Here is a 26,783-nt window from a genome sequence, read left to right as displayed (position 1 = left end):
TAATTCTAATTTCAGGAAATGAAGCATTTCACTTTAAAAAGTTTTTTCACCTTATTTATTTTTTTCATCACCGCAACCACCTTCGCCCAAACCGAGCTAAAAGGTAAAGTAGCCGATTTCCTGACCTTCCAGCCCATTGAAAGCGCCAGTGTTTATATTGAAAACACAACTATCGGCTCCATAACCAATGCCGATGGCAATTTCGTTTTGAAAGTGCCGCAGCAACATCTGCAGGATACGTTGGTAATTTCTTCCATCGGGTATAAAAGCTTTAAGGTTGTCATTAGCGAATTTGAAAACGGATCCGATATTTTTTTGGAAGAAGACGTCGCTTCCCTCGATGAGGTGGTGATAGTTGCAGATCCGCGGCCCACGACCGGAAATGGCATTGTTGAGAAAGCCATTGAAAAACTTCCGAAAAACCTTCCCGAACAACCCTATCTGCAAAAAGGGTTTCTTCGCCACAAAGAGCGCAACAAAAAGGAATATAAATGGCTTATTGAAAGCGCCATCACCTTATACGATTCCAGCTATGCTTCCGGAGCCAAAAACAACTTAAAAATAAATGTGGACGAAACTCGAAAGAGTTACGATCTACGGGATATCGACAGCGTTTTTACCTTTGCGGCATTTCTTAAAAGCAAAGGGATAAAGACTGAAACCATAAACAGGAATTTAGTAAAAACTTCGTCATTGATTGAAGCCATAAAATGGAACGACAGCCGCGTGAACGGTTTGGAAAATCTTTTTAAGGGAAAACTCAATTTGGTCCGCAATTCAAATGTTACGGGCGCTTTGTTGGGAAAAAATATGTTGGAAAAACATCAGTTTGAACTCGACACTATTTTGGTCGACAACGGAAGGAAGCTCTATAAAATTAAAATTGAAAAAGGTGCTGATTTTGTTGGGCTGAACACGCCAAACATTTACAACGAGGGTTTTGAGCCAAAGGGCTGGATCTATATTTATTATGACAACTACGCCATCAAAAAAGTGGAATACGAATTGGTTGCTGCGTCCGATGTTCAGAAAAAGCGCAGCAAGAGCCTTTTTGATACGCAGACCATCCACAAGCTCGTGATGACCTATAAAGATTACGACGGAAAAATGTACCCGAACTATATCTATTACGAAACACCAAAACTCGTAAACACGGGCGACCGCTCTTCCGATAGGATAAAGACCGAAGCAGAACCGGGTTTTGACAAGGATGAGCAGTATTACTACACCATTCAGGAAATTTTATTCAGCGACATCATCCAGGATCCGGAACTCGTAAAACAGGAACTGGAACAAAACGATTGGTCCGCAGATATTTTTTCGAGCAAGCCTTACAATGAAGCTTTTTGGAAAAACTACAACGTGTTGCTGGAAAGCAAAGAGGAGGAAAAGCTTATTTTGGATTTGAGCAAACGGGCAACCTTGTTCAGGGAATAACCTTCATATCCGCGAGATTTCTACTTAATAAACTATTGAAGCAATACCCATAAAATCCCTATCTTTAAGGGTATGGATGCCGGGAGTTTCAATTTCATCAGGATTGGTACAGAACCTTCGATGCCTTTTTTGGAGTCGCAAAAGGTAAGGCTGGCCAATCTCTATACGCTACTGTCCGTTTTCACGGCCTTGCACTATTTGTTTTTTTTCATTGGCAAACCTTTTTACGGTTTTGGTATTGCCCTTTCTTTTGTATTTCTGTTTCCCCTTTGTTGGCTCTTTAATCATCTGGGATATCCAAAACTGGCCCGAGGCTGGCTTTATGTATTGTCTGTTTTGTTTCTCTTCTGGCTCGCCTCATCTTTGGGCAAGGATGCCGGGATACAACTGATACTGGTTTTGGTGCTGGTAAGCGGTATCTTGATGTTTGAATTGGAAGAAAAAGGTGCCCTTGTCTTGTTGATCGTTTTAGGCACTTCTGCCTTTGTAGGGCTGGAACTTACTGACTATTCGCTGTTTCCACAGACCTTTTCCAAGGGACAATTGCACTATTTCCATTTTGTAAACATCTTCATAACATTGCTTGGCAGTATTGTCCTGGGTGTTTTTTATGCATCCCGATTATCAAGGCATTTAAAGCGGGAAAGGCTGGCCGTGGAAGAGGCTGCCGAAATTGAGGATACCATACACTACTTTTCAAATTCCCTTTTTGGGAAGAATACCGTGGACGAGATTCTCTGGGACGTTACCAAAAACTGCATTGGCCGTTTGGGTTTTGTGGACTGCGTAATCTACCTGATTGACGAAAAGAAGCAGGTGCTTGTCCAAAAAGCGGCCTATGGCACAAAAAACCCACGGGAATTTGAAATTTTCAAACCTATTGACATCCCCATAGGCGCGGGCATCGTGGGGCACGTTGCGCAGACCGCGATCCCGGAAATTGTGGCGGACACCTCCCGTGATCCGCGCTACATCGCAGACGACGCCAACCGTCTTTCTGAAATCGCCGTGCCACTGGTTTTCCGCGGAAAGGTGCTGGGAGTAATAGATTCCGAGCATCCCCAAAAAGGGTTCTATACCGCACGGCACTTGGGCGTGTTGAAAACCATCTCTTCTATATGTGCGAACAAGATTGCGGCGGCACAGGCCGAGGAAGAAAAGGAAAAGGCATTGAAAATGCGCATCCAGTCCGAAAAGATAAAGGCCTTCGATGAGCTGAAAACAAAGCTGTTCGCCAATATCTCGCACGAGCTCCGCACACCGCTCACATTAATAAACAGTACCGTTGAAAAATATTCGGCCGCCGAAAGAAATGCCGATTGGCATCTCGTAAAACAGCAGACGGACCGGCTGTTGCGGCTCATAAACCAAATCCTGGACCTTACCAAACTGGAATCGGGCTATTTTGGGCTCAACAAACGGCCAGATTATATTTTCAGGGCGTTACGGGCGCAGGTCTCCATTTTTTCCTCTATGGCAGCAAGCAAGCAAATAACCATAAACAGCCAAATGCCGAGCGAGGATGTGCAGGTGCTTTTTGATGCCGATGCCCTTGAGAAAATAGTTTCCAATCTGCTGTCCAATGCCATCAAGTTTTCCGACGAAAATACCGCTATCCACCTTGCTGCTTCCTATACCGATGGAATGCTCCACGTTTCGATAAAAGACCACGGAAAGGGCATTTCCGCGGAAGATATAGGAAATATTTTTGATCGATATTACCAAGGCGAAGGGGCGCCCATAACGGGTACGGGCATCGGCCTTTCACTAACCAAGGAGTTGGTAGAACTGCACGGTGGCACCATTAGTGCCGAAAATAATCCGGGAAAAGGGAGCACTTTTACGTTTACGATGAGGATGGAAAGGGCTACGGAAAGGGAAGATGCAGCAAATGATAGTGGGAAATCAAAATCTTCAATTTCCAAAATCCCCCCGCCATCTAATGAGAAAAATAAAGTTGGTGCAAAATCGGTACTTTTGGTAGAAGACCAAGCCGAACTTGCCGAAATTATTACTGAAAAGCTCGATCCATTTTATAATGTGCAATATGCCATGGATGGCAAAGTGGCCCTTGAGATAGCAAAAAAATCGCTTCCGGACTTAATAATCAGTGATGTAATGATGCCCGGAATAGATGGGTTGGAACTATGCCGAATTCTTAAGGAAACCGAGACTACCAGCCATATTCCCGTAGTATTGCTTACCGCGCGCGCCGATATGGAAACCAAACTGAAAGGCTTAAAGACAGGGGCGGACGACTATATTACCAAACCTTTCCATACCGAGGAATTGTTGTTGCGGTTGTCGAACCTTTTGGAGCAAAAGGAAAGGCTCAAAAAAAGATACCTGGAAATAAGCGGGCAGGACGTTTCCGAAATAGTCATCACAGGCCCCGAGGAAGTTTTTATGAAAAAACTGATACAGGCCGTGGAGGACAATCTGGAGGACAACCAATTTACCGTTGCCCAGCTATGTGCCGAAGTGGGCACCAGCAGGATGCAGTTGCACCGCAAGCTCAATGCCCTTACCGGCAAGGGTACCACGGCATTTATACGCCATAGGCGGTTGTTACGGGCGGCCAAATTGTTGGCTTCTGGTCTCGACGTTTCCCAAGCAGCATACTCGGTGGGTTTTTCCAGTCTTTCCTATTTCAGCAAATGTTTCAAAAAATACTACGGGGTCCTTCCATCCGAGTACAGTTCGAGATAGGTTTTTTCAACAAAAAGAACTTATTTTCCATCTTTCATATAGCAGTGTTACATAACAGCAAAAACTTGGTACATCTGTGATAACCGCAAGTTGGTATTTTTCAGAATTTTAAAGTGTAAAATTGCTTTCCTTCCCAATTGCTTGTGTTTTCCCGCAATGTTTAAGTTAAAACCTTGTAGTATGAAAAAATCAGCAATCATTTTAGTCACACTTGTTATTTGCCTTTCTGCTTCTTCGCAAGCGGAACAGGACACATCAGACATCAGCAAAACCATGGGAGCCCGCCCGCATAAATGCTTTGGGCAATTTCAAAAAACAGGACGGCCAATGGAAAATCATCAACCATTTGATAGACCAAGGGTAACCGAAAAAATAAACGTTCAATTCAAAACAAAGAACCTATGAAAGTCAAATACGTAATAATACCGTTACTTGCCATCGTGCTTTCCTTTCAAGCATTTTCACAAGAACCACAACTGGTAAAGGATATCAATCCCGGAGGTCAAAGCAGTACGCCGCAGGAGCTAACCGTCATCAATGAGCAACTTTTTTTTATTGCCCTGACCAATTCCGAAGGAAGGGAGATCCATATTTCAGACGGCACCACTGCTGGCACCCAATTGTTAAAGGATATAAATTTAGGAGGCGCGCACAGCAACCCAGACGACCTTATCGCTTTCAACGGTGCCCTTTACTTTCAGGCCGATGACGGCACCAATGGCAATGAGCTATGGAAATCGGAAGGCGCAACCGCCACAACCATTTTGTTGAAGGACATCCGTCCGAGCAGCTCAAGCAACCCAACCGAATTTGCCATTTATAACAACCTACTCTTTTTTCAGGCCAATGACGGTACAAATGGCTTGGAGCTTTGGCATACCGATGGCACCACCGCCGGCACGCAACTGTTCAAGGACCTTCGCGCTGGTGCTGGTAGCAGCAACCCCCGTAACCTTGCTGCTGCAGCTGGATTTCTGTATTTTGCGGCATCAGGCATCTCAGAAGGCAACGAACCCTGGGTAAGCGACGGCACCGTGGCAGGAACACAACGGCTAAAGAACATCAACCCGGGCGGCAACCATTCGCATCCACGTCATTTCATTGGTTTTGGCAACAATGCTATTTTTTATGCCGCACAGAGCGGTGTAGGCTATGAGCCCCAAATAACCGATGGTACGGAAGCAGGGACACAACGCATCATAGACCTTTATCCGGGAACCCAAAGTGGTATAGGTGAGAACATTGGTGACCGATTTGTGCCCTTCAACGGAAAACTGTATTTCAATGGCAATAATGGCACTTCTGGCTTTGAGCTTTTCAGTACCGATGGCACCGAGGCTGGCACCACCTTGGTAAAGGACATCAATGTTGGTGGAACCGGAAGCTACAGCAACCCCAGCAATTTCTTTGTGCATAACGGAATGCTCTATTTTAAGGCAGACGATGGCACAAACGGCAGGGAGTTGTGGGTTTCCGATGGCACAGCGACGGGAACACAGTTGCTCGCCGATTTGAACACTGGGCCAAACAGCAGCGATCCGGAGCTGTTTACGGCCTATAACAATAAGGTCTATTTTGTGGCACAGGGTTCCGAAAACGGATCGGACCTATATGTAACCGACGGGACAACGGTCGGCACACAAAGAGTATCAAGTGCCACCTCGCCTGCAAACCCAATGGGCAATACGGACAGCATGGTGGTTATGGGCAATAAACTTTACTTCGCCGGCAATTTCACGGCAGGATTGGGCACTGAACTTTACAGTTATATTGACCCAGAATTGTCCGTGGGAACCTTTGTCGCTTCCGAAATTGAGATATATCCAAATCCCGTGGCTGCAGAATTTTTTATCCATTCGGAAAATGCAATTGATGCAATTGAAATCTATGACTTCCTTGGGAAATTGGTGTTGCAACTGGAGGAAATTTCAGAAAAAGAAAGTATCGATATTCAAAAACTTAAAGCAGGAATGTATATAGTAAAGCTTTTTTCTGAAGGGAAAACCGAAAGCATTAAAATCATTAAAGAATGAAGCTATTGAAAAATTTCACCAGGAATATTAATGTTCTTTTCGAGCAAAAATCCAACGGAAACAAAGGAAACAAGTACAATAGCTCAAACGGTTTTGACCGAGTGGCAACTGTGAAAAAATCGATTCCATGCCAATCGTGTATCGATCGTGGCAATACCTTCACTTGGAAACCTTCCCGGTTCAAGGCATTCAAGTTCCATAAATAAATAGAAAACCGTTAGCCTTTTGTAGTATTATGAGGAATTTTTCACGGATGTTTGAATGAAAATTCCCAATCCATAGCTAAGGAGAGAAGTTAAAAGCTTATTCTACTGACTACTTCCAAATTGTTGCCGATGAAAAAAATCTAAAATCTAATGGCTGAAATCTAAAATCTTTTTCTATTTTTGCCGTCCTAAAGAAAGGAGGTGATGACACTATGTTAATTATACCAGTTAAAGACGGAGAAAATATAGACCGCGCGCTGAAACGTTTCAAGCGTAAATTTGACCGTACGGGCACGATGCGCCAGTTGCGCTCGCGACAAGCTTTTACTAAGCCTTCGGTTAAGAAAAGAGCACAGCTTCAAAAAGCACAATATATCCAGAACTTAAGAGATCAGGAAGATATTTAATATATTCTATTTGAATCTTAAACATATAAATCCGTTGGAAACTTTTCCAGCGGATTTTTTTTATTTCAACTGGCTTAACCTATCAATATTAATTTCGCTAAATTTAACTCATAACTCATAACTCATAACTCATAACTCATAACTTAAAGAAATGTCCTTTCAAGCCTTCACGGATTACCTTCAACTCGAAAAAAAATATTCGGTACATACAGTGACTGCTTATTTGAAGGATTTGGAAGATTTTCAAAAGTTTGCTTCGGAAGAATATCAGTATTCGGAAATTGTTACCGTAAATTATTCCATCGTGCGAAGCTGGATAGTTTCGCTTGTGGATTCGGGCATTTCAAACCGGACGGTAAACCGAAAGATTTCTTCATTAAAAACATACTATAAATTTCTTTTGAAGACGGAACAGATTGAAATCAACCCTTTGGCAAAGCACAAAGCCTTAAAGACTTCAAAAAAGATCCAAGTTCCTTTTTCCGAAATGGAAATTGAAAACGTGATGGAGCTATTGGAGCAGGAAGATTCTTTTGAAGCCCTTCGCGACCGTTTGATCGTCGAGCTTTTTTATTCCACGGGAATACGCAGGGCGGAGCTTATAAACATAAAACTCAATGACGTTTCCTTCGCGCAGAAAACCATTAAGGTTTTGGGAAAAAGAAACAAGGAACGGATTATTCCGCTGCTGCCCGCCGTACTCAACACATTTGATTCTTATTTATCATTTCGGACGCAGCTTGAAACTATTAAAGACTCCGATTATTTATTTCTCACCAATAAAGGGGTTAAAATTTATGAAACCCTTGTCTATCGGATTATTAATTCATACTTTAGTAAAACATCAGAAAAAGTAAAGAAAAGCCCGCATATATTGCGGCATTCTTTTGCAACGCATCTCTTAAATGAAGGCGCAGATATTAATGCGGTGAAAGAACTTTTGGGGCATTCCAGTTTGGCCTCAACCCAGGTTTACACCCAAAATAGTATTGCAAAACTGAAGGAGGTATATAAAAACGCCCATCCGCGTAACTAATGGATTCAAAATAGACTTTATGGGATAAAATTACATATTACATTAACTTTAAAAATAATATAGTATGAAGGTAAACATTCAAACTCCCAACTTTGCGGCCAAAGATGAGCTATTGGCATTTGTTGAAAACAGATTGTCTAAACTTGAACAATTTTATGATAGAATCGTCTTTGCGGATGTATTTTTAAAAGTGCAAAAAACAAGCGAAAAGGAAAACAAAATCGTGGAGGTATTGTTGAGTATCCCCGGAGATGATATAATGGTAAAGAAAGAAGCAAAAAGCTTTGAAGAGGCTATAGACGATGTAGTGAAAGCGCTCGAAAGGCAACTGAAAAAACACAAGCAAAAACAAAAAGCATATTTGTAATAGAATTTTTTAGAAAAAGTTTTGTAGAAAAAATAATTTCTCTACATTTGCAGTCCGTTAGAAATAGCGGACTTTTTTATGGTTAAAAAATGGCCTTAAAAAGTGATCAAAAAGCCGATGTAGCTCAGCTGGCTAGAGCAGCTGATTTGTAATCAGCAGGTCGTGGGTTCGAGTCCCTCTATCGGCTCTGAATTCCTGCAAGGACAGGAATCTTGAAATTTTGGAATTTGGAATTTCTCCCGATAGCTATCGGGATTGGGATTTTCAGAAAAGGGGAGATACTCAAGCGGCCAACGAGGGCAGACTGTAAATCTGCTGACTACGTCTTCGCAGGTTCGAATCCTGCTCTCCCCACAATTTAAAAATTCCAATTTTCAAGCACCAAATTCCAACAAGATTTGGGCTTAGAATTGGAAATGTTCTTAAAAATTTTGGAATTTGGAATTTCTTTTTTTTGGAATTTCAATAAATTGCGGGAGTAGCTCTCCCGATAGCTATCGGGATGGTAGAGCGTCCTTGATAAAATAATAGTTCATTAAAATATTGAAAACGTTTTGATTAGGTTCTAAGATAGGTTTTAAGTCCTTTGGGATTTGGTTTTTGGAATTTATTCGAAGAATTGCGGGAGTAGCTCAGTTGGTAGAGCGTCAGCCTTCCAAGCTGAATGTCGCCGGTTCGAACCCGGTCTCCCGCTCTAAAGAGTTAATGGTTAATAGTTAATGGTTAATAGGAATAACTTGAAACTTGCAACTTTGAACTGTCACCCTGAGCGCAGTCGAAGGGCTGAAACCCATTAACGCCGGTGTAGCTCAGGGGTAGAGCGTTTCCTTGGTAAGGAAGAGGTCATGGGTTCAATTCCCATCATTGGCTCAAAGAAATTGTCAGTGCCTATTTAATTTATTATTTAGGTCGTGGGTTCTCCCGAAGCGTCGGGACCATCATTGGCTCAAATTTGATTACAAGTAACACTAATATATTTATAACTAAGATTAAAATTAATACAAAATGGCAAAAGAAACATTCGATCGGTCAAAACCACACTTAAATGTTGGTACAATTGGACACGTAGATCACGGTAAAACAACGTTAACCGCAGCTATTACCAAAGTAATGGCCGATGCGGGTTATTCGGAAGCCAGATCATTCGACCAAATTGATAACGCTCCAGAGGAGAAAGAAAGAGGTATCACAATTAACTCTTCACACGTAGAGTACCAAACAGCTAACCGTCACTACGCACACGTTGACTGTCCTGGTCACGCGGATTACGTGAAGAACATGGTTACTGGTGCTGCCCAAATGGACGGTGCTATTCTAGTTGTAGCTGCTACAGACGGACCCATGCCACAAACACGTGAGCACATCCTTCTTGGCCGCCAGGTAGGTATTCCGCGTATCGTTGTATTCATGAACAAAGTGGATATGGTTGATGACGAGGAATTGCTTGAGCTAGTTGAAATGGAAATCCGTGACCTTCTTAACTTCTACGAGTATGATGGGGATAACGGACCTGTAATTGCTGGTTCTGCTCTTGGCGCACTTAACGGAGAGCAAAAATGGGTTGATACAGTACTTCAGTTAATGGAGGCTGTTGATAACTGGATTGAACTTCCAACACGTGATGTTGATAAGCCTTTCCTAATGCCTATTGAAGACGTATTCTCTATTACTGGTCGTGGTACTGTTGCCACAGGACGTATCGAAACAGGAGTAGCAAACACGGGTGATGTCGTTGACATTATCGGTATGGGTGCTGAAAAATTGACTTCTACAATTACTGGAGTTGAAATGTTCCGTAAAATCCTTGATAGAGGTGAAGCCGGAGATAACGTAGGTATCCTTTTGAGAGGTATTGAAAAGAACGACATCCGTCGTGGTATGGTTATCTGTAAAAAAGGTTCTGTAACTCCACACGCTAAATTCAAAGCTGAGGTTTATATCCTTAAAAAAGAAGAAGGTGGACGTCACACTCCATTCCACAACAACTACCGTCCACAGTTCTACGTTCGTACAACTGACGTAACCGGAACAATCATGCTTCCTGATGGTGTTGAAATGGTAATGCCTGGTGATAACTTAACTATCCACGTTGAGTTGCTTCAACCAATTGCAATGAACGTAGGTCTTCGTTTCGCTATCCGTGAAGGTGGACGTACCGTTGGTGCAGGTCAGGTAACTGAAATTTTAGATTAATTATCATATAATCAAAAGTTCTGGGTGTCCCGAATTTACTTCGGGATACCTTGACTTTTATAGCGGGTTTAACCAATCTGTTGATTTTTAAATCTGAATAATATTTCATAATTCTGAATTCATAATTCTGAATTATTGAAACGGGTTTAGCTCTCCCGATAGCTATCGGGATGGTAGAGCACGAAAGGAGATAAATAAAAATAATTTATCTACGGGTTTAGCTCAGTTGGTAGAGCACTGGTCTCCAAAACCAGGTGTCGTGAGTTCGAGTCTCGCAACCCGTGCTAAATTCCCACAGTCAGGAATTTCAATCCACAAGGAGTAGTAACCAAATTCCTGCAAGAGCAAGAATCTTTTCCTTATGAAAGGAATAAATTTAAAACGGCTACAAAATGACAAACTATATTACAGAATCATACAAGGAGCTTAAAAATCACGTTTCTTGGCCTACTTGGGCAGAAGCACAGAAGTTAACTGTTATCGTGGCAGTGTTTTCTGTTGTTTTGGCCTTGGCCGTTTGGGGAATAGATACAGTATTCCACTGGTTGGTGGATCAATATTTCATTTGGATCAAGTCGTAAGAAATGACCGAAACAACAAGTACAAAAAAGTGGTATGTAGTCCGTTCAGTAAGTGGACAGGAGAACAAGATCAAATCGTATATCGAAACTGAGATAAAACGATTGGAACTTGAGGATTATATTGACCAGGTGCTAGTACCCACTGAAAAAGTAATACAGATTCGTAACGGCAAAAAAGTGAACAAAGAACGCGTTTACTTTCCCGGTTACATCATGATACAGGCAAATTTGGGAGGTGAAATCCCCCACATCATAAAATCTATAAACGGCGTAATCGGCTTTTTGGGCGAAACCAAAGGCGGAGACCCCGTGCCACTTAGACAGTCTGAAGTAAACAGGATGTTAGGAAAGGTTGATGAGCTTTCAGTGAAAGATGACAGCGTAAACATCCCTTTCACTATTGGCGAAACCGTAAAAGTAATAGACGGGCCGTTCAACGGATTCAACGGTACCGTAGAAAAAATAAATGAAGAAAAACGCAAGCTCGAAGTAATGGTGAAGATTTTCGGAAGAAAAACACCTTTGGAATTGAGCTATATGCAAGTTGAAAAAGTTTAATTGTTACGCTTAATAGGTTTTTCGGAGGCTTCCACTTTTGAATGACCACATTTAAAAATTAGAAATGGCAAAAGAAATCAGTAAAGTAGTTAAGTTGCAAGTTCGTGGAGGTGCTGCCAATCCATCACCCCCAGTTGGACCTGCTCTTGGTGCTGCCGGTGTTAACATCATGGAGTTCTGTAAGCAATTCAACGCTAGAACCCAGGATAAGCAAGGGAAAGTATTGCCAGTAGCGATCACGGTTTATAAAGACAAGTCTTTTGACTTCGTTATTAAAACCCCACCCGCTGCCGTACAAATACTTGAAGCTGCCAAAGCAAAAAAAGGCTCCGGTGAACCACACGCAAAAAAAGTAGCCACAATCTCTTGGGACCAAATTAAAACGATCGCGGAAGACAAAATGCCCGATCTTAATGCATTTACCGTTGAGTCTGCTATGAAAATGGTAGCTGGTACTGCACGTTCTATGGGAGTTAAAGTAAAAGGTGACGCACCTTTTTAATCTGAAAAAAGAATCTATAAAATGGCACGATTAACTAAAAAGCAAAAGGAAGCCGCTTCAAAAATAGAGCCTAACAAGGCCTATTCAGTAGCTGAGGCTTCTGCTTTAATAAAAGAAATCACCAGCGTAAAGTTTGATGCTTCCGTTGACCTTGCGGTACGTCTTAACGTGGATCCACGTAAAGCGAACCAAATGGTCCGTGGCGTTGTTACCCTTCCGCACGGAACCGGTAAGGACGTAAAAGTATTGGCATTGGTAACTCCAGACAAGGAAGCCGAAGCCAAGGAAGCAGGAGCAGACTACGTAGGTCTTGATGAGTACCTCGACAAAATTAAAGGAGGATGGACAGATGTTGACGTAATTGTAACTATGCCAAGCGTTATGGGTAAATTAGGTCCTTTAGGACGTGTGTTAGGTCCCCGTGGCCTTATGCCAAACCCAAAAACAGGTACAGTAACCATGGACGTTGCTAAAGCAGTTTCAGATGTAAAAGCTGGTAAAATTGACTTCAAAGTTGATAAGACCGGGATTGTACACGCCGCAATCGGGAAGGCTTCTTTTGATGCCGAAAAAATTGCAGGAAACGCAAGAGAATTATTAACAACCCTCGTTAAACTGAAACCTCAGGCCGCCAAAGGTGTGTACATTAAGAGCATCTTCATGTCCAGCACCATGAGCCCGGGCGTACAGGTTGACACTAAAAGGTTTACTGAGCAGTAAAAACTGGAAATTATGACAAGAGAAGAAAAATCACAAGTAATTGAAACGTTGACTGCCCAGTTGGCTGATAATGCAAATATCTATTTGGCAGACATTTCAGGCCTTGATGCAGGGAATACTTCCAACCTTCGCCGTGCTTGTTTCAAAGCAGGTGTTCAGTTGGCAGTTGTTAAGAACACATTGCTTAAAAAAGCAATGGAGAGTTCCGATAAAGACTTTGGTGAATTAACCGGAATACTTAAAGGAAACACTTCTTTAATGTTTTCTGAAACAGGTAATGCACCTGCTAAAGTTATCAAAGAATTCAGAAAAAAATCTGATAAGCCGCTTTTGAAAGGCGCCTACATCCAAGAGTCAATCTACGTTGGCGACAATCAATTGGATAGTCTGGTTGACCTTAAATCTAAAGACGAACTTGTTGGAGAAATCATCGGGTTGTTGCAATCGCCTGCTAAAAATGTTATTTCAGCGCTTAAATCAAGCGGTGGAAAACTTGCGGGAATTGTTAAGACCTTATCCGAAAAAGAAGGATAAAAATCATCCACTTGGCATCCCCTTTAGGGGACCGAGGGGTACAAACATTGCACTAATTAATTTATATAAACACAATTATTTTTAAAAACGATAGAAATGGCAGATTTGAAAGATTTCGCAGAAAAATTGGTTAACCTAACAGTAAAAGAAGTTAATGAGTTAGCTACAATATTAAAAGACGAGTATGGCATTGAGCCTGCTGCTGCAGCTGTTGCTGTTGCCGCTGGTGGTGGTGCTGCAGGTGGCGAAGCCGCTGAAGAGCAATCAGAATTCACAGTAATGTTGAAGGCTGCTGGTGCATCTAAACTTGCAGTTGTAAAACTAGTTAAGGAATTAACTGGTGCTGGTCTTAAAGAAGCAAAAGAAATGGTAGATAACGCTCCTTCTCCAATTAAAGAAGGCGTTTCTAAAGACGAAGCTGAAGCTTTGAAAGCTCAATTAGAAGAAGCTGGAGCTGAGGTTGAGCTTAAGTAAGCTCCTTACGTTCCAAACCTTAAGGTTTAGGTCTTCCGCTTCGGTGGAAAGACCTAAACCATTTTGCGTATATAATGGTTAATGCCTTTTTATACGACTTTTCATTTTCATTTTAATTAAAATTCCGTCCATAGATGTCAGCAACGCAAACTGAAAGATTGAATTTTTCCTCTGTAAAAAATAAGCCGGACTATCCCGACTTTTTGGACATTCAGATTAAATCCTTTCAGGATTTTTTCCAGTTGGAAACCAAATCAGAAGAAAGAGGCCAAGAAGGATTGTATAAAACCTTTTTGGAAAATTTCCCGATTACCGATACCCGCAACCAATTCGTTTTAGAGTTTTTAGACTATTTCGTGGATCCCCCAAGATATTCCATTCAGGAATGTATTGAGCGCGGTCTTACCTATAGCGTGCCTCTAAAAGCGCGATTGAAACTGTATTGTACAGATGCCGAGCACGAAGATTTTGAAACCATCGTGCAGGATGTTTACTTAGGTACCATTCCATACATGACCCCGAGCGGAACTTTCTGCATCAACGGGGCCGAGCGTGTAGTTGTTTCGCAGCTTCACCGTTCGCCAGGGGTGTTCTTTGGCCAGTCGTTCCACGCAAACGGAACCAAACTTTACTCTGCCCGTGTAATTCCTTTCAAGGGTTCATGGATTGAGTTTGCCACAGACATCAACAGCGTAATGTACGCGTACATTGACCGTAAGAAAAAGTTACCTGTAACTACACTTTTCCGTGCCATTGGTTTTGAAAGGGATAAGGATATTCTTGAAATATTTGACCTTGCGGAAGAAGTGAAAGCTTCAAAAACAGGACTTAAAAAATACATAGGCCGTAAGCTGGCCGCCCGTGTGCTAAAAACTTGGCACGAGGATTTTGTAGATGAAGATACTGGTGAAGTAGTTTCCATCGAGCGTAACGAGATTATTTTGGATCGTGATACCGTTCTTGAAAAAGAGCACATAGACGAAATCTTGGATTCCGGAACAAAAACAATCTTGTTGCACAAAGAGGATAACCTTTTGGCAGATTATGCCATTATCCACAATACCTTGCAAAAAGATCCTACCAACTCTGAAAAAGAAGCGGTAGAACACATATATAGACAACTTCGTAACGCCGAGCCGCCCGATGAGGAAACAGCCCGTGGAATCATCCACAAACTTTTCTTCAGCGACCAGAGATATAACCTTGGTGAGGTAGGGCGTTACAGAATGAACAAGAAACTGGGTCTTGATATCCCAATGGACAAGCAAGTGCTTACCAAGGAAGATATCATTACCATCGTTAAATATCTTATCGAGCTTATCAACTCCAAAGCTGAGATTGATGATATTGACCACCTTAGCAACCGTCGTGTACGTACTGTAGGTGAGCAATTGTCGCAACAGTTTGGCGTTGGTCTTGCCCGTATGGCGCGTACCATTCGCGAACGTATGAACGTTCGTGACAACGAGGTATTTACGCCTATCGATTTGATTAATGCGAAAACACTTTCATCGGTAATCAACTCGTTCTTTGGTACCAACCAGCTTTCACAGTTTATGGACCAGACCAACCCACTGGCGGAGATTACGCACAAGCGTCGTCTTTCGGCTCTTGGGCCAGGGGGTCTTTCCCGTGAAAGAGCAGGTTTTGAGGTTCGTGACGTTCACTATACACACTACGGACGTCTCTGCCCGATTGAAACTCCGGAAGGACCAAACATTGGTCTTATCTCTTCACTCGCAGTTTATGCGAAAGTGAACAATCTTGGTTTCATTGAAACGCCATATCGTAAGGTTACCGATGGAAAAATTGACTTGAAGCATGAGCCGGTTTATCTTTCTGCTGAAGAAGAAGAAGAAAAACACATTGCACAGGCAAACATTCCACTTTCAGACAAAGGTGTAATTGAAACCGATAAGGTAATTGCACGTATGGAAGGTGACTTCCCTCTTGTGGAACCAACGGTTGTAAATTATGCCGACGTTGCGCCAAACCAGATTGCATCTATTTCAGCATCGTTGATTCCATTCTTGGAGCACGATGACGCGAACCGTGCACTGATGGGCTCAAACATGATGCGCCAGGCGGTACCATTGTTAATTGCAGATTCACCAATCGTGGGAACAGGTCTTGAAAGACAGGTTGCTTCCGATAGCCGTGTATTGATAAATGCAGAAGGAGACGGTGTGGTAGAATATGTTGATGCTAATGAAATCACAATCAAATACGACCGTACCGAGAACGAACGTATGGTAAGTTTTGATTCTGATGAAAAAACATATCAACTGGTAAAATTCAGAAAGACAAACCAGAGTACTTCCATTAACTTGAAGCCTATTGTTCGCAAAGGCGACAGAGTGAAAAAAGGACAGGTGCTTTGTCAAGGATATGCTACTGAAAAAGGAGAATTGGCCTTAGGCCGAAACATGAAGGTTGCCTTCATGCCTTGGAAAGGGTATAACTTTGAGGATGCGATCGTAATTTCTGAAAAAGTAGTTCGCGAAGATATTTTCACTTCCATACATATAGATGAATACTCTTTGGAGGTTCGCGATACCAAATTGGGTAACGAGGAATTGACAAACGATATTCCAAACGTATCTGAAGAAGCTACAAAAGATTTGGATGAATTCGGTATGATCCGAATTGGCGCCGAGGTAAAACCTGGCGATATCCTTATCGGGAAAATTACGCCAAAAGGAGAAAGCGACCCAACGCCAGAGGAAAAACTGCTTCGCGCCATTTTTGGCGACAAAGCCGGTGATGTTAAGGATGCTTCGTTAAAAGCTTCGCCATCGTTGAACGGGGTGGTAATAGACAAGAAATTGTTTGCCCGTGCCGTAAAGGATAAGCGCAAGCGCGCGAAGGACAAAGAGGACATTGCAGAACTTGAGGCAAAATACTACGCTAAGTTTGATGATCTTCAAGCTGTTTTGGTTGAAAAACTTTTCGCTATTGTAGGTGGAAAAACTGCACAAGGTGTAAATAATGACCTTGGTGAAGTAGTTTTCCCTAAAGGTAAAAAGTTCACATTAAAAATGCTTCACGCGGTTGATGATTATACCCACTTAACGGGAGGTACATGGACGACTGATGATGAAACCAACGTGTTGGTGGCAGATTTAATGCACAACTATAAAATTAAGGAAAACGACCTTCAAGGTAACTTGCGTCGTGAGAAGTTTACAATCTCCGTTGGGGATGAGCTTCCTTCCGGAATTTTGAAACTTGCCAAAGTTTACATCGCTAAAAAGCGTAAACTGAAAGTAGGGGACAAGATGGCGGGACGCCACGGTAACAAAGGTATTGTTGCGCGTATTGTACGTGAGGAAGATATGCCTTTCCTTGAAGACGGAACTCCTGTAGATATCGTGTTGAACCCACTTGGGGTACCATCGCGTATGAACATTGGGCAGATTTATGAAACCGTTCTTGGATGGGCCGGGCAAAAGTTAGGTCGCAAATATGCAACCCCAATTTTTGACGGAGCAACCATTGACCAAATAAATGAATTGACCGATGAAGCTGGAATTCCAAGATTTGGACACACCTATCTATTTGATGGTGGAACCGGAAAGCGTTTTGACCAACCTGCAACCGTAGGTATAATCTATATGCTGAAATTGGGCCACATGGTAGATGACAAAATGCACGCGCGTTCCATCGGTCCGTACTCACTTATTACGCAACAACCCCTTGGTGGTAAAGCACAATTTGGTGGCCAGCGTTTTGGGGAGATGGAAGTTTGGGCCTTGGAAGCATACGGTGCATCCAGCACACTTAGAGAAATATTGACTGTTAAATCTGATGATGTTATTGGAAGGGCGAAAACCTACGAGGCGATCGTAAAAGGGGAAACCATGCCAGAACCAGGATTACCGGAATCTTTCAACGTACTTATGCACGAATTGAAAGGATTGGGTCTTGACATTAGATTAGAGGAATAGCCCACGGGGTCATTCCGATACCGTAGGCGCGCGATTAATCGCGCGCCTACAAACAAAAATTAATTTTTTTTCAACATGATGAACAGAAATAAAGAAAACACAGTACAGAAATTCGACAAGATTTCTATTGGTTTGGCTTCCCCTGAATCCATTTTGGCGGAATCGCGCGGCGAAGTACTAAAGCCCGAAACAATCAACTACCGTACGCACAAGCCTGAGCGTGACGGTCTTTTCTGTGAGCGCATCTTTGGTCCGGTAAAGGATTATGAGTGCGCCTGTGGTAAATATAAAAGAATCCGCTACAAGGGTATCGTTTGCGATCGTTGCGGGGTAGAAGTAACGGAGAAGAAAGTACGTCGCGACCGTGTGGGGCATATCAATTTGGTGGTTCCCGTGGCGCATATTTGGTACTTCCGTAGCCTTCCTAACAAGATTGGTTACCTTCTTGGATTACCTTCCAAGAAATTGGATATGATCATTTACTACGAACGTTATGTAGTAATTCAGCCAGGTATTGCAAAATACGAAGGTGGTGAGAATGTGAAGAAAATGGATTTCCTTACCGAAGAAGAATATCTTGCAATCCTTGATTCCCTTCCACAGGAAAACCAATATTTGGAAGAAACAGATCCAAATAAATTCATTGCGAAAATGGGAGCAGAGTGCTTGATCGATCTTTTACAGCGAATCGATTTGGACACACTTTCTTACAACCTTCGCCATAAAGCAAACAACGAAACTTCAAAACAACGTAAAACCGAAGCGTTAAAGCGTCTTCAGGTTGTGGAGGCACTTCGCGATGCGAACAAAAACCGCGAGAACAAGGCTGAGTGGATGATTATGAAAGTAATCCCAGTAATTCCGCCGGAATTGCGTCCGTTGGTGCCACTTGATGGTGGTCGTTTCGCAACTTCAGATTTGAACGATCTGTACCGCCGTGTAATTATCCGTAACAACCGTTTGAAGCGATTGATGGAGATTAAAGCTCCGGAAGTGATCCTTCGTAACGAAAAGCGTATGCTTCAGGAATCGGTAGATTCGTTGTTTGACAACACACGTAAATCTTCCGCAGTAAAAACGGATAGCAACCGTCCATTGAAATCCCTTTCAGATTCCTTGAAAGGTAAACAAGGGCGTTTCCGTCAAAACCTGCTTGGTAAGCGTGTGGATTATTCGGCACGTTCGGTAATCGTCGTGGGGCCGGAATTGAAATTGTTCGAGTGCGGTCTTCCAAAAGATATGGCTGCCGAGCTTTACAAGCCTTTCGTAATCCGTAAATTGATTGAAAGAGGGATTGTAAAAACCGTAAAATCTGCAAAGAAAATTATAGATAAAAAGGAGCCCGTAGTTTGGGATATTCTTGAAAATGTATTGAAGGGCCACCCCGTTATGCTTAACCGGGCCCCAACTTTGCACAGATTGGGTATTCAAGCGTTCCAGCCTAAATTGATTGAAGGAAAAGCGATTCAGCTTCACCCATTGGTTTGTACTGCATTTAATGCGGATTTCGATGGTGACCAGATGGCTGTTCACCTTCCATTGGGGCCAGAGGCTATTTTGGAATGCCAGCTTTTGATGCTTGCTTCACACAACATTTTGAACCCTGCAAACGGTAGTCCGGTTGCGGTTCCTTCACAGGATATGGTTTTGGGTCTTTATTATATGACCAAACTAAAGAAAACCATGGACGATGTGGTTGTGAAAGGAGAAGGCCTAACTTTCTATTCCGCCGAAGAAGCTATCATTGCCTACAACGAAGGGCAAGTAGATCTTAATGCCGAAATAAAAATCAGAACCAAGGATTTCAATGAAAATGGTGAGTTGGTAAACCAAATTATCACCACCACTTTGGGAAGGGTAATCTTTAACGAGAAAGTGCCTGAGGAAGCTGGTTTCATCAATGAAGTATTGACCAAAAAGTCGCTTCGTGATATTATCGGAAAAATCCTAAAGGTGACCGATGTACCGACCACTTCTGCTTTCCTTGATGAAATTAAGACCCTCGGATATAAGTTCGCTTTTGAAGGTGGATTGTCCTTCAGCTTGGGGGATATTATTATTCCTGCTGAAAAGAAATCGCTTATTGAAAGTGCCAACGAACAGGTTGACGGCATTATCAATAGCTACAATATGGGGCTTATTACCAACAACGAACGTTACAACCAGGTAATTGATATCTGGACCGCGACGAATGCCGAACTTACCGAGCTTTCCATGAAGCGTATCCGCGAGGACCAGCAAGGTTTCAACTCGGTGTATATGATGCTTGATTCTGGGGCGAGGGGTTCAAAGGAACAAATCCGCCAGTTAACAGGTATGCGTGGCTTGATGGCGAAACCGAAAAAATCAAACTCCGGTGGAGGCGAGATTATCGAGAACCCGATTCTTTCCAACTTTAAGGAAGGTCTTTCCATTCTTGAGTACTTTATCTCTACCCACGGGGCGCGTAAAGGTCTTGCCGATACCGCTCTTAAAACGGCGGATGCGGGTTACTTGACACGTCGTTTGGTAGATGTTTCACAAGATGTTATCATCAATATTGAAGATTGTTACACGCTTCGTGGTATTGAGGTTTCGGCCTTAAAGAAAAACGAGGAAGTGGTTGAAACACTATCCGCAAGGATTGTTGGGCGTACAGCGCTTAACGATGTTGTAAACCCACTTACCAAAGAATTATTGGTAGCTTCTGGCGATCATATTACTGAGGAAATAGCCGAGGCAATCGAAAAATCCCCGTTGGAAAGCGTGGAAGTTCGTTCTGCCCTTACCTGCGAGGCAAAACAGGGAATTTGTTCACAATGCTACGGCCGTAACCTTGCTACCAATAAAATGGTGCAACGTGGCGAAGCTGTGGGGGTTGTGGCAGCACAATCCATTGGGGAGCCTGGTACCCAGCTTACGCTTCGTACGTTCCACGTGGGTGGTATTGCCGGTAACATTTCCGAAGAAAATAAATTGATTGTTAGATTTGACGGTAAAGCCGAGATTGAAGATCTCAAAACCGTTAAAGGAGAAGATAACCAAGGGAAAGCTGTTGATATTGTTATTTCCCGTACATCAGAATTAAAGCTGGTTGACAAGAAAACAGGAATTACACTCAGCACCAACAACATTCCTTACGGTTCCACACTGTATGTGAAGGATGGCGACAGCCTGAATGCCGGTGATGTGGTGTGTTCTTGGGATCCATATAACGGGGTTATTATTTCAGAATTTGCTGGAAAGATTAAATACGAAAACATTGTTCAAGGTTTGACCTATCAGGTAGAAATTGATGAACAAACTGGTTTTCAAGAGAAGGTAATTTCTGAATCAAGAGATAAAAAACGTATTCCAACCCTTCAGATTTTAGGGAAGAAAGACGAAGTTATCCGTAGCTATAACTTGCCCGTTGGCGCCCACTTGATGGTGGACGATGGCGACAAGATCAAGATCGGTAAAATTTTGGTGAAAATTCCACGTAAATCTGCAAAAGCGGGTGATATTACGGGAGGTCTTCCACGAGTTACCGAACTTTTTGAAGCGCGTAACCCTTCAAACCCAGCGGTAGTTAGCGAGATTGATGGGGTAATTTCCTTCGGAAAAATTAAGCGTGGTAACCGCGAAATTATCGTTGAGTCCAAATTGGGCGAAGTGAAAAAGTATTTGGTAAAACTTTCAAACCAGATACTTGTTCAGGAAAACGATTACGTACGTGCAGGTATGCCGCTTTCTGATGGTTCCATTACACCGGAAGATATCCTTCGCATTAAAGGCCCATCGGCAGTACAGCAATATCTTGTGAACGAAGTTCAGGAGGTGTACCGTCTGCAAGGGGTGAAGATAAACGACAAGCACTTTGAAGTTGTGGTTCGCCAGATGATGCGCAAGGTACAGATCCAGGATCCGGGAGATACTACTTTCCTTGAGGACCAATTGGCCCATAAAGATGATTTCATTGAAGAAAACGATAAGATTTTCGGGATGAAGGTTGTTACCAACGCCGGCGATTCCGAAAACCTGAAGGAAGGCCAGATCCTTTCGCCACGAACCCTTCGCGATGAAAACTCTTTATTGAGAAGAAACGATAAAGTACTTGCAGAAGCGCGCGATGTGGTTCCTGCAACGGCTACTCCGGTACTTCAGGGTATCACGAGAGCGTCGTTACAGACCAAGTCGTTCATCTCTGCGGCTTCCTTCCAGGAAACCACCAAAGTATTGAACGAAGCAGCGGTTGCTGGTAAGGTCGATACCTTGGAAGGCTTGAAGGAGAACGTAATTGTAGGACATAAAATACCAGCCGGAACCGGTATGCGTAGGTATGATACCATAATTGTAGGTTCCAAGGAAGAGCTGGAGGAAATGAACCGCGCGAAGCAAGAGGTAAATTATAATTAATATATATGGCCGTAGAGACGCACGGCCGTGCGTCTTTACACGGCCGTGCGTCTCTACGCGGACGGAATAATAATGATATTTAAAAATTATGGCAGATCAAAAAAACCAACCCCCAAAACAAGGACAGATAAACATAGAACTGGACGAAACCGTGGCACAGGGCATTTACAGCAACTTGGCCATTATCAACCATTCGGTTTCTGAATTTGTGGTGGATTTTGTAACCATTATGCCGGGAATCCCAAAAAGCAAAGTGAAGTCCAGAATTATCTTGACGCCACAGCATGCAAAAAGGTTTTTGAAAGCGTTGGGAGATAATGTGAAACGATTTGAAAATGCCCACGGCGAAATAAAGGACTATGAGCAACCGCCCATACCTTTGAATTTTGGCCCAACGGGCGAAGCATAAGAACATAAAAAAGCCCTGAGAATTTCGGGGCTTTTTTATGTTCAAATTCCAATTTTTCAAATCCCAAATTCCAAAAAAAAATGTAGGCGCGCGATGAATCGCGCGCCTACATTTTTATTTTCCCCCTTTGGGGTTTAGGGGGCTAAACTCGCTCACAAAATGCAATTTCACATTCGGATATTTTGATTGTGTCATTTGCAGCGTAAATGCAGAATCTGCAAAAAAGACCAATTGGCCGCGTTTATCCCTCGCCAAAAACTTTGCCTTTACTCTTTTGAAGTCGGCAAATTCCTCACTTTTAGGATCCTTTGCTTCCACCCAGCAGGCTTTGTGTACGTTTAGGTTTTCATAGCTACATTTGGCGCCATATTCGTGTTCCAACCGGTATTGGATTACTTCAAACTGCAGGGCGCCGACGGTACCAATTACTTTTCGGTTATTTAACTCCAAGGTGAAAAGCTGCGCCACGCCTTCATCCATCAACTGGTCAATGCCCTTTTCCAGCTGCTTGCTCTTCATCGGATCGGCATTGTTGATATATTTAAAGTGTTCCGGGGAAAAGCTTGGAATGCCCCTATACTGCATTTCTTCTCCTTCCGTCAAGGTATCGCCTATCTTGAAGTTTCCCGTATCGTGCAGGCCCACGATATCGCCGGGATAGGAAATATCCACAATCTGTTTCTTTTCGGCAAAAAAGGCGTTCGGACTGCTGAATTTCAGTTTTTTCCCGTGGCGCACATGTAAATAAGGAGAATTCCGTTCAAAAGTTCCCGAAACAATTTTTACAAAAGCCAAACGATCGCGATGTTTCGGGTCCATGTTTGCATGTATTTTAAAAACGAAACCCGAAAACTCCTTTTCCTCCGGTTTTACCAAACGTGTGTTGCTTTCCTTTGGACGTGGGGTAGGAGCTATTTCAACAAAGCAATCCAATAATTCCCGAACTCCAAAATTATTCAAGGCGGAACCGAAAAATACGGGTTGCAGTTTTCCCTCCAAATATTCTTCACGGTCAAAATCTGGATAAACCTCATAGACCAATTCCAGTTCCTCGCGAAGTGTTTTAGCAGCTTTATCGCCGACCAATTTTTCAAGTTCAGTGCTGCTTATGTCTTCAATTTCAATAGTTTCTTCAATATTTTTTCTGCTATCCCCGCTGAAAAGGTTTACATTCTTTTCCCACACATTATAGATTCCCTTAAAATCATAGCCCATCCCTATTGGGAAGCTAAGCGGGGTTACGCGAAGGTTCAGTTTTTGTTCAATTTCATCGAGCAACTCAAAAGCGTCCTTACCCTCGCGGTCCATTTTATTGATGAAAACGATCATGGGGATATTTCGCATACGGCAGACTTCAACCAATTTCTCGGTCTGTTCCTCAACCCCTTTGGCTACGTCGATTACAACTATAACGCTATCTACCGCGGTAAGGGTTCTGAAAGTATCTTCGGCAAAATCCTTGTGGCCGGGGGTATCGAGAATGTTGATTTTTATGCCTTCATATTCAAAAGCTAAAACGGAAGTGGAAACGGAAATTCCACGCTGGCGTTCTATTTCCATAAAGTCACTGGTGGCACCTTTTTTAATTTTGTTGCTTTTTACCGCGCCGGCTTCTTGAATTGCACCCCCGAAGAGCAATAGTTTTTCCGTTAGGGTGGTTTTTCCGGCATCAGGGTGACTTATGATTCCAAAAGTTCTTCTGCGTTTTATTTCTTTTGTTAAAGACATTTGTTTTTCGCTATTTTGGGTGCAAAGATAAAGTTTGTTAGTGTAGTTTTAAACTGAAGCGGACTATAATATTATCGAAATTTTTATGGAGCCATTACACATTTTGAAGGTGTCTTTCTTCCTACACTTTATTCAAATGTGAAGAGTTCAAAATATACTGTTTTAGAGCTGTATTTGCTGGTTTAATTTGTGGAAATAAAATGGGCAACGTATTAAAAAGCTATTTTTTTCTTACCTATACACGCTTCAAAAGCCTTATATTTAGAGAATATACGTACTAACACGTATATCTTTTTCCTACAAAAAAACACTCGTTTTTATTCGTTTTGGGTCGTTTGCCGACTATTTTTTACAGTTCAACTAATACTTGTTTGTTAGTATTTTCTTAACACTTATTCCACTGTATATTTGACTATTAATTGATTTGAAATTTTCAATTATTGCATTGTCAAAAGATATCGGTACTAATAAAATTCTAACTTATGTTTAAAATAATTACTAAATTATTTACTTCTGATAAGAGGTTTTTAATAGGTCTCATTTTAATAGTCTGCTTGAGCAGTCAAGGATATTCTCAGGTAAAAAGTTCTGTGGATGGGGGAGAAGTGATATTACCTTATACGCAAGAGTATTTGGATCAATATAATGCTGCTCTTGATAAAAAAGCATCACAGTATAATGAAACGTTTCGTTCCAGATCTAAAGCTGAAGCTTTCAATAACAGCGTTAAGGGTAATATTACAGGAGCGTGTAATTTAATTACTTGCGGTTCTTTCGAGCGTTCAGATCTTTATAATACGGGAACATTTCGTACCGCTGTAGGAGGCGTTAACGGTCAATATTGGGCGAGTACAAGTGCGGGTGCCCCCTATAAATGTTGGGGTACAAGTGGTACGGTAGATTGGTCTGAAGGACAGTACGTGTCTTATTCAAATTCAAATTCCAATACGCAATATCCAGCAATTATACAGCCATCTACCTACGATGGAGGCGGGTTTGCTATATTTTCATATCGAAATGAAGCCATAAGCCAAACCCTAAGTGTTTTGCCAAATACAATATACACCGTATGTTTTGAGATTGCCGTAATACCACGTTATAACACGGTAAACCAGAACAACAATCAAGGGGGCTCCATAATAGAATATAGTCCAAATTTGGATTTTGGTGTAAGAAATGGCGCTGTTCAAATTAGCGATCCACTTACCTATAATGAAAACGATCTTATTCAACATACAAATAGTGATTTTCCTTCAAGATTATCTTTTGCAACTAGTGGAAATGGCGGGCACCAAAATCCTGGTGGATGGACTGAAATAAATCCATACTGGGAAAATAGATGTATTACTTTTAAATCAGGAAGTAGTGCGACCACAGTTGAAGTTTTTTATAAAACTGGAAACCCGGGAAGATCGGTCGTTTTAGTAGATGGCTTAAGATTGTCTGTTGAAGGCTATGCAAATTCTCCAGAACTTTCTGTAACCGATAAAACATATTGTGCGCCAACACAGGTGCAACTGGATACTTTTGTAACTTCAACCACACCAACAGGTGCGACGCTAAGATGGTCCCCAAACGTAGATTTAAGCTCTCCGTTGCCAATTAATCCAACAGTAACAACTCCTGGAGTTTGGTATGCGTTTTACGTAAACACGGCTTTGGGCTGTACTTCGCCTTCGAGGAAACTTACACTTAGAACTACGGACTTGGACTCAAGTTATACACAACAAAATATAACATGTTTTGGAGGGAATAACGGTTCTATTGATTTAACCGTTACTGGAGGATCATCTTCCTATACCTATTTATGGACAACTAGTGATGGAAGCGGATTAAACCCGACAGCGCAAGACCAATCTGGTTTAACGGCGGGTACTTATAATGTAACTGTTGATGATGGTACTTGTACTACACAGGAAACTATTGTTATTACGCAACCGAATCAAATAAATGTTGATGCGGGCAGTTACGGTCCACTTTGCGACAGTATGGGCCCAATTACTCTAACGGGAACCCCTACTAATTCCAATGGAATTTGGAGTGGAACGGGTGTTACCAATAACGGCAATGGAACGGCAAGCTTCAATCCCGCAGGTCTTAGTGGCACGATCACCGTTACGTATAGCTATACAAATGGCAGCGGTTGTTCAAACAGCGATACTGCGGACATAGTGGTAAACACCACGCCAACAGTTGACGATCCAGCGGACGTAACCTCCTGCGATAGCTACACCTTGCCCGCGCTTACCCATGGAAACTACTTCACCGGAAGCGGTGGGACCGGCACGCCATTGTTCGCCGGCAACAGCATCACCACCACCCAGACGATCTATGTGTACGCGGAGACTGGTACCACGCCGAACTGTTCCGCGGAGAACAGCTTCTTGGTAACGATAAACGCCACGCCTTTGGTTGACGATCCAGCGGACGTAACCTCTTGCGATAGCTACACCTTGCCCGCGCTTACCCATGGAAACTACTTCACCGGAAGCGGTGGGACCGGCACGCCATTGTTCGCCGGCAACAGCATCACCACCACCCAGACGATCTATGTGTACGCGGAGA

General features: G+C 42.6%; 19 protein-coding genes and 5 tRNA genes. 23 read left to right on the top strand and 1 reads right to left on the bottom strand.

Annotation, left to right across the window (positions count from 1 at the left end):
• The first annotated feature begins 18 nt into the window (after positions 1-18).
• The 22 genes from POV26_RS03780 (at position 19) to POV26_RS03675 (ending at position 22,490) form a co-directional block, all read left to right on the top strand.
• Positions 19-1,437 carry a carboxypeptidase-like regulatory domain-containing protein gene (locus tag POV26_RS03780; protein ID WP_272855153.1) on the top strand — a complete coding sequence of 473 codons (1,419 nt, stop codon included), beginning with the start codon at positions 19-21 and terminating at the stop codon, positions 1,435-1,437.
• A gap of 120 nt (positions 1,438-1,557) precedes the next feature.
• Positions 1,558-4,146 (top strand): response regulator, encoded by a 2,589-nt coding sequence (locus POV26_RS03775; protein WP_272855152.1) that lies wholly within the window; start codon positions 1,558-1,560, stop codon positions 4,144-4,146.
• A 180-nt stretch (positions 4,147-4,326) separates the two neighbouring features.
• Entirely contained in the window at positions 4,327-4,551 is a 225-nt protein-coding gene (locus POV26_RS03770) for a hypothetical protein (RefSeq protein WP_272855151.1), read from the top strand.
• Positions 4,548-6,179, top strand: coding sequence for an ELWxxDGT repeat protein (locus POV26_RS03765; protein ID WP_272855150.1), 1,632 nt, complete (start codon positions 4,548-4,550; stop codon positions 6,177-6,179). Before POV26_RS03770 ends, POV26_RS03765 begins: the two co-directional genes overlap by 4 nt.
• A gap of 418 nt (positions 6,180-6,597) precedes the next feature.
• Positions 6,598-6,792: a 30S ribosomal protein S21 gene (rpsU, locus tag POV26_RS03760; protein ID WP_062622795.1), complete on the top strand. Its 195-nt coding sequence runs from the start codon at positions 6,598-6,600 to the stop codon at positions 6,790-6,792.
• 151 nt (positions 6,793-6,943) lie between these two features.
• Positions 6,944-7,828 (top strand): tyrosine-type recombinase/integrase, encoded by an 885-nt coding sequence (locus POV26_RS03755; protein WP_272855149.1) that lies wholly within the window; start codon positions 6,944-6,946, stop codon positions 7,826-7,828.
• A gap of 64 nt (positions 7,829-7,892) precedes the next feature.
• Entirely contained in the window at positions 7,893-8,195 is a 303-nt protein-coding gene (gene hpf, locus POV26_RS03750; protein ID WP_272855148.1) for a ribosome hibernation-promoting factor, HPF/YfiA family, read from the top strand.
• Positions 8,196-8,308: 113 nt separating this feature from the next.
• Positions 8,309-8,382: transfer RNA gene (locus POV26_RS03745), tRNA-Thr, on the top strand.
• A gap of 85 nt (positions 8,383-8,467) precedes the next feature.
• A tRNA-Tyr gene (locus tag POV26_RS03740) sits at positions 8,468-8,549 on the top strand.
• A 267-nt stretch (positions 8,550-8,816) separates the two neighbouring features.
• Positions 8,817-8,889, top strand: a tRNA-Gly gene (locus tag POV26_RS03735).
• A gap of 104 nt (positions 8,890-8,993) precedes the next feature.
• Positions 8,994-9,065 (top strand) — tRNA-Thr (locus POV26_RS03730).
• 135 nt (positions 9,066-9,200) lie between these two features.
• Complete coding sequence (gene tuf, locus POV26_RS03725; protein WP_272855147.1) at positions 9,201-10,388, top strand: elongation factor Tu; 1,188 nt, start codon at positions 9,201-9,203, stop codon at positions 10,386-10,388.
• Between the two features lie 211 nt (positions 10,389-10,599).
• Positions 10,600-10,672 (top strand) — tRNA-Trp (locus tag POV26_RS03720).
• 108 nt (positions 10,673-10,780) lie between these two features.
• Positions 10,781-10,969: a preprotein translocase subunit SecE gene (gene secE, locus POV26_RS03715; RefSeq protein ID WP_272855146.1), complete on the top strand. Its 189-nt coding sequence runs from the start codon at positions 10,781-10,783 to the stop codon at positions 10,967-10,969.
• Positions 10,970-10,972: 3 nt separating this feature from the next.
• Positions 10,973-11,527: a transcription termination/antitermination protein NusG gene (gene nusG / locus POV26_RS03710; RefSeq protein ID WP_068761369.1), complete on the top strand. Its 555-nt coding sequence runs from the start codon at positions 10,973-10,975 to the stop codon at positions 11,525-11,527.
• 64 nt (positions 11,528-11,591) lie between these two features.
• Positions 11,592-12,029: a 50S ribosomal protein L11 gene (gene rplK / locus POV26_RS03705; protein WP_272855145.1), complete on the top strand. Its 438-nt coding sequence runs from the start codon at positions 11,592-11,594 to the stop codon at positions 12,027-12,029.
• Positions 12,030-12,050: 21 nt separating this feature from the next.
• A complete protein-coding gene (rplA, locus tag POV26_RS03700; RefSeq protein ID WP_272855144.1) occupies positions 12,051-12,749 on the top strand; it encodes a 50S ribosomal protein L1 in 699 nt (232 codons plus the stop codon).
• Between the two features lie 12 nt (positions 12,750-12,761).
• Positions 12,762-13,283, top strand: a complete 522-nt coding sequence (gene rplJ, locus POV26_RS03695; protein WP_272855143.1) for a 50S ribosomal protein L10 — start codon at positions 12,762-12,764, stop codon at positions 13,281-13,283.
• A 96-nt stretch (positions 13,284-13,379) separates the two neighbouring features.
• Positions 13,380-13,757, top strand: a complete 378-nt coding sequence (gene rplL / locus POV26_RS03690) for a 50S ribosomal protein L7/L12 (protein WP_272855142.1) — start codon at positions 13,380-13,382, stop codon at positions 13,755-13,757.
• A gap of 134 nt (positions 13,758-13,891) precedes the next feature.
• The gene (gene rpoB / locus POV26_RS03685; RefSeq protein ID WP_272855141.1) at positions 13,892-17,704 is read left to right on the top strand and encodes a DNA-directed RNA polymerase subunit beta; all 3,813 of its coding nucleotides are present in this window, start codon (positions 13,892-13,894) and stop codon (positions 17,702-17,704) included.
• 78 nt (positions 17,705-17,782) lie between these two features.
• Positions 17,783-22,081 carry a DNA-directed RNA polymerase subunit beta' gene (rpoC, locus tag POV26_RS03680; protein ID WP_272855176.1) on the top strand — a complete coding sequence of 1,433 codons (4,299 nt, stop codon included), beginning with the start codon at positions 17,783-17,785 and terminating at the stop codon, positions 22,079-22,081.
• An 88-nt stretch (positions 22,082-22,169) separates the two neighbouring features.
• Positions 22,170-22,490, top strand: coding sequence for a DUF3467 domain-containing protein (locus tag POV26_RS03675; protein ID WP_272855140.1), 321 nt, complete (start codon positions 22,170-22,172; stop codon positions 22,488-22,490).
• A gap of 114 nt (positions 22,491-22,604) precedes the next feature.
• Here the strand turns inward: POV26_RS03675 and POV26_RS03670 are convergent, their stop codons facing one another.
• The gene (locus POV26_RS03670; RefSeq protein WP_272855139.1) at positions 22,605-24,218 is read right to left on the bottom strand and encodes a peptide chain release factor 3; all 1,614 of its coding nucleotides are present in this window, start codon (positions 24,216-24,218) and stop codon (positions 22,605-22,607) included.
• Between the two features lie 482 nt (positions 24,219-24,700).
• Between POV26_RS03670 and POV26_RS03665 the strand changes: the two genes are divergently transcribed.
• Positions 24,701-26,783 (top strand): SprB repeat-containing protein (locus POV26_RS03665; protein WP_272855138.1); only part of this gene is annotated, 2,083 nt, incomplete at its 3' end.

The organism is Aequorivita todarodis (assembly GCF_028561335.1).
In the GTDB taxonomy this organism is placed as follows: domain Bacteria; phylum Bacteroidota; class Bacteroidia; order Flavobacteriales; family Flavobacteriaceae; genus Aequorivita; species Aequorivita todarodis.
This window is presented reverse-complemented; position numbering and strand designations above follow the sequence as displayed.

Bases quoted from the DNA above. Each gene is read 5' to 3' on its own strand.
- POV26_RS03780 (WP_272855153.1), top strand. From the start codon at position 19: ATGAAGCATTTCACTTTAAAAAGTTTTTTCACCTTATTTATTTTTTTC.
- POV26_RS03775 (WP_272855152.1), top strand. From the start codon at position 1,558: ATGCCTTTTTTGGAGTCGCAAAAGGTAAGGCTGGCCAATCTCTATACG.
- POV26_RS03770 (WP_272855151.1), top strand. From the start codon at position 4,327: ATGAAAAAATCAGCAATCATTTTAGTCACACTTGTTATTTGCCTTTCT.
- POV26_RS03765 (WP_272855150.1), top strand. From the start codon at position 4,548: ATGAAAGTCAAATACGTAATAATACCGTTACTTGCCATCGTGCTTTCC.
- rpsU (WP_062622795.1), top strand. From the start codon at position 6,598: ATGTTAATTATACCAGTTAAAGACGGAGAAAATATAGACCGCGCGCTG.
- POV26_RS03755 (WP_272855149.1), top strand. From the start codon at position 6,944: ATGTCCTTTCAAGCCTTCACGGATTACCTTCAACTCGAAAAAAAATAT.
- hpf (WP_272855148.1), top strand. From the start codon at position 7,893: ATGAAGGTAAACATTCAAACTCCCAACTTTGCGGCCAAAGATGAGCTA.
- tuf (WP_272855147.1), top strand. From the start codon at position 9,201: ATGGCAAAAGAAACATTCGATCGGTCAAAACCACACTTAAATGTTGGT.
- secE (WP_272855146.1), top strand. From the start codon at position 10,781: ATGACAAACTATATTACAGAATCATACAAGGAGCTTAAAAATCACGTT.
- nusG (WP_068761369.1), top strand. From the start codon at position 10,973: ATGACCGAAACAACAAGTACAAAAAAGTGGTATGTAGTCCGTTCAGTA.
- rplK (WP_272855145.1), top strand. From the start codon at position 11,592: ATGGCAAAAGAAATCAGTAAAGTAGTTAAGTTGCAAGTTCGTGGAGGT.
- rplA (WP_272855144.1), top strand. From the start codon at position 12,051: ATGGCACGATTAACTAAAAAGCAAAAGGAAGCCGCTTCAAAAATAGAG.
- rplJ (WP_272855143.1), top strand. From the start codon at position 12,762: ATGACAAGAGAAGAAAAATCACAAGTAATTGAAACGTTGACTGCCCAG.
- rplL (WP_272855142.1), top strand. From the start codon at position 13,380: ATGGCAGATTTGAAAGATTTCGCAGAAAAATTGGTTAACCTAACAGTA.
- rpoB (WP_272855141.1), top strand. From the start codon at position 13,892: ATGTCAGCAACGCAAACTGAAAGATTGAATTTTTCCTCTGTAAAAAAT.
- rpoC (WP_272855176.1), top strand. From the start codon at position 17,783: ATGAACAGAAATAAAGAAAACACAGTACAGAAATTCGACAAGATTTCT.
- POV26_RS03675 (WP_272855140.1), top strand. From the start codon at position 22,170: ATGGCAGATCAAAAAAACCAACCCCCAAAACAAGGACAGATAAACATA.
- POV26_RS03670 (WP_272855139.1), bottom strand. From the start codon at position 24,218: ATGTCTTTAACAAAAGAAATAAAACGCAGAAGAACTTTTGGAATCATA.